Consider the following 3,549-nt stretch of genomic DNA (forward strand, 5'->3'; position numbering starts at 1 on the left):
GAGGTATACGCCGTTGGGGCAGCCGCCGATGGTCCGGGTCCAGTAGCTGGCACCGACGCCGTAAAAAAGCAGGTCCGGACGCCGCCACTGCGGCTCCGCGAGACGCGCGATGATCAGGCCGCCGGCCCCGTCGGCCAGCGCGTGCGTGATGCTCGCGCCATTCTGGAACCCGATGAAGCGCGTGAATGCGGTCTGCCCGAGGCGATGCAGAAGCACGTGGGGTCGACGCAGATTCTCCGGCCCGGTTTCTATCCAGGTCACGCGATCGCCGTTGCGCGCGCTGACGCCTTTCGGCGCGAAGCGGCCGTCGTTGAACACGGGCACCGGCGAGGTCAGCGCGAGCAGGCGGTTGCCGAGATCATCGAGCGCATGCAGGTCGATCGACGGGGAGCCGAACTGGCGCAGGTTGCTCGTCTGCACGAATACGTGTCCTGCACCGTCGTGCGCGAGCGCGCGCTCCGGAGCCAGCGACAGGAATTGTTCGGGCTTGGCGGCTTCGACGACCTGAGTCCAGGTCGATGTCTGCGCCGGCGCGAGCGGCGCACCGCAGAACAGCAGAGCGGCAAGCAGTGTCTTCTTCATGGCTATCCCTGAGAGACGAGTGACGCGACAGGAACGTAATCGCGGGATCGGGCATCGGTGGGTCATGGCTGCGGCGTCTCGCAGACACGCAGCGTGAGCAGATCGGCCACATCGCGCCGAAGAGGATGACGAAAGCGAGGCGCCGGCCGTCGCCGACGCCTCGGCACGCCTACGGCAGACTGCCGGCGCGCTGCACGTGGACGCCGATCGTGCCGTTCGCGTCCTGTGTATCGACCGCGACGACGAAGCCGCCGGCCGGGTCCTTTGCGGGAATCGCCTGCGGCACGCTGCCGTCGAGGACGTCGGCGATCGTGCCGGTCCACTCGAGGCCACCGAACGCATCGAGACCGACGAGGCGCAGGAGCGGCGTCAGGCCGCCGGTTTCGACACGGAACGCGAGCCGCCTGTCGTCACGACCCGAGGCGAATGCCCAGCCGCCGCCGGGGAATGCCGACAGGCCCGCCTGCGGCAGCGGGAACGACGTCGGCTGGAACGGCTTGACGGTAGCCACGGCGGGTTCACCGGCGAAGTCGGTACCGACGATCGCGAGTCCGTCACCGGCGCCAGGCGCGAACGCCGTCACCTGATCCATGAACAGCAGGTCCGGCGGCAGTGACGGTGCGCCCGGCGCGCCGATGCGATGCACTTCCTTGTGCGGCCACGGCGTGCCGAAAACGGCTACGGCCTCATGCGTCGGCGAGAACGCGAGCTGCAGCAGTTCCGCGTCGGGATTCGCGAAGCGCGCATCCAGCGCCGCAGGCGTGCCGTCTTGAGTGTCGAAGCGCTGCACGAAGATCTGCACCGGACCGATGCCGTCGTCACAACTGCCGGCGACGCTGACGGCATGCGGCATCGGCCACGCGAGCGGCGAGGCGTAGTCGATCGTCAGATGCTGCGGTGCGGCGCCCGGCGCACAGGGCTGGACCGTCGTGCGCCACCTGGGCGACGGGCCGTCGAACGCGACGACTTCGAAGCCCGCACCCGCATCGAGCGCACGCAGCGCGAAGCCGCCTTCGTGGCCGCCGGAAACCGCACCGACGACGTGTCCGTCGATGCGCGGTTCGGACAGCCACCCGCTGGGCTGCGAACTGCCGGGCTGCACGACGGCGAGTTCGTCGCGGACCGGCGACCAGGCGTCGTCGGTGCGTTCGAGCGCGATCAGGCGGAATCCGTCGCGCTGGTCGACACCGCGTGGCGCGAAACCCTCGCTGTAGCCGCGACCGACGAGGCCCCAGATCCACGGCACCTGACCGTTTGCATCGAGCGTGTATTCGTGGATGAACTCGATCTGGCCCGACCAGGCCAGCCGGTTGTACGTCTGCACGGCGACGAAGCCTGCATCGTCGATCGCGAGCCCGCGCACGGCGAGCCGAGTCGGAAAACCGGGACCGGAATCGAGCACTTTCGTCCAATCGGCCGCGCCGGCGTTCGCCGACGCGAGCGCCGCGGTCACCGCGGCACAAAGCATCCCCCGCATGACATCCTCCTTGGGTCCACTGACGCCGGCGCAATTGCCGGCGTGCGCCCATTGTCAGAAATGGCCGTCTCAGCAATTGCGTCGGACATCTCGCGACGGCCAGGATGCGGGCGGATCAGCGCAGGACAGGTGCGGCCCGGCTGCTGCCGGGCCGCGTTTTCAACCACACCGCATCGACTACTTGGGGCTTTCGCAAACCTGCGGCAGCACTTCGATCGAGATCGTCGCCGGCGCGGAATGCTGCACGCCGTCGTGACTGTGGAAGTCGAAGCTGTCACTGCCGGTGTAGCCCGCCTCGGGGTGATAGCGAAGTTCGCCGGTGGCCGGATCGCCCTGCAGCGTGCCATGTGCCGGCGGGCGCACGAGCGCGAAGGTCAGCGGCGAATTCTCCGCGTCACTGCCGCTGAGCAGCACGAGCAGCGGCGTGTCCATCGGCGTCGCGAGCAGTTGCGGATGCGCGGCCGGCGGCTGGTTCGACGATGCATCGGGCAGGCCGCAGCCGTGGAAACCGACCGCGTTGATCTGCATCGGCCCGTCCCACGAACGCGCGATCAGCACGCCTTCGATGACGCCCTGCGGCTGCGCGATGTCCGCATCGGGCGCGAGCACGCTGCCCTGCACGCCGACGCCGGCGAACACGAGCTGCTGTGCCTGATGGAAGTTGTAGAGCACGCGCTCGCGATGCGGATAGACCGTGTCGAAGCCCATGTTGGTCAAGCCCGCGGCCGCGCCGGCGATGTTGAACACGACGGTCGCGCCCTGCGGTACGCAGTCGAGCGCGAAGGTGTGCGCGTCGAGCACTTCCTGTCCGTCGAGACTGAACACCTGCAGCGGGCTGGTGCAATCGCCGTGCAGATTCATGACGCCCCACTGGTACTGCCGCGTGCCGTTGGCCGGCAGCGCGGCGATGCTCTGGCTCAGCGCCTTGAGCCGCGTGTACTCCGCGGCGAAATCCAGCGGCAACGCGGTGTGGTCGGTGATGGTCTGGCTGGGCTGCAGGCTGTTGCGCACCGGCGTGCCGATGCCGGCGCCGCTGCCGCCGATCAGCGCGCTGCCCTGCACGATCGCCCCGTTCGGAAACACCACGTCGCCGCCGACGACGAGCGAGACGCGGGCCGTCGCCGGCGGCAACTGGTCGCCGATGCTGTAGTGGTCGATGGTGAGATCGCCGCCGACGGCGAGGCGGCCCTGCACGTCGGAAAAAGTACCCTTGTAGTTTTCGAACACGAACGCGTTGTAGGCGCCGGCCGTGCCGAGGGCGTTGCACTGGCCCGGCGTCTGCGCCCGGGCCGCACCGGCGCAGGCCAGGACGGCGGCGACGCAAAGAGAAAGACGTTTCATGGAGTCTGCTTCCCGCTCACGCTGAAAAGTGGGCGGGTCCGGCAGTGGGCCGGACCCGCATCTGGCTCAATCGAGCGTCATCGCGCGCAGCCACTCGGCCACCGCCTGACGTGCCGCCGCGGCGGCCGGGCCGCCGATCGCGGCAAGCC

3 protein-coding genes are annotated in these 3,549 nt (G+C 69.0%); all 3 read right to left on the reverse strand.

The window, feature by feature from the left end:
* Positions 1-582 (reverse strand): hypothetical protein (locus VLF18_RS03000; protein ID WP_325278139.1); only part of this gene is annotated, 582 nt, incomplete at its 3' end.
* A 169-nt stretch (positions 583-751) separates the two neighbouring features.
* Positions 752-2,059, reverse strand: a complete 1,308-nt coding sequence (locus VLF18_RS03005) for a hypothetical protein (protein ID WP_325278140.1) — start codon at positions 2,057-2,059, stop codon at positions 752-754.
* Between the two features lie 177 nt (positions 2,060-2,236).
* Positions 2,237-3,400, reverse strand: a complete 1,164-nt coding sequence (locus tag VLF18_RS03010; RefSeq protein WP_325278141.1) for a choice-of-anchor A family protein — start codon at positions 3,398-3,400, stop codon at positions 2,237-2,239.
* Positions 3,401-3,549 lie beyond the last annotated feature (149 nt).

It is taken from the genome of Tahibacter sp., assembly GCF_035481375.1.
Lineage (GTDB): Bacteria > Pseudomonadota > Gammaproteobacteria > Xanthomonadales > Rhodanobacteraceae > Tahibacter.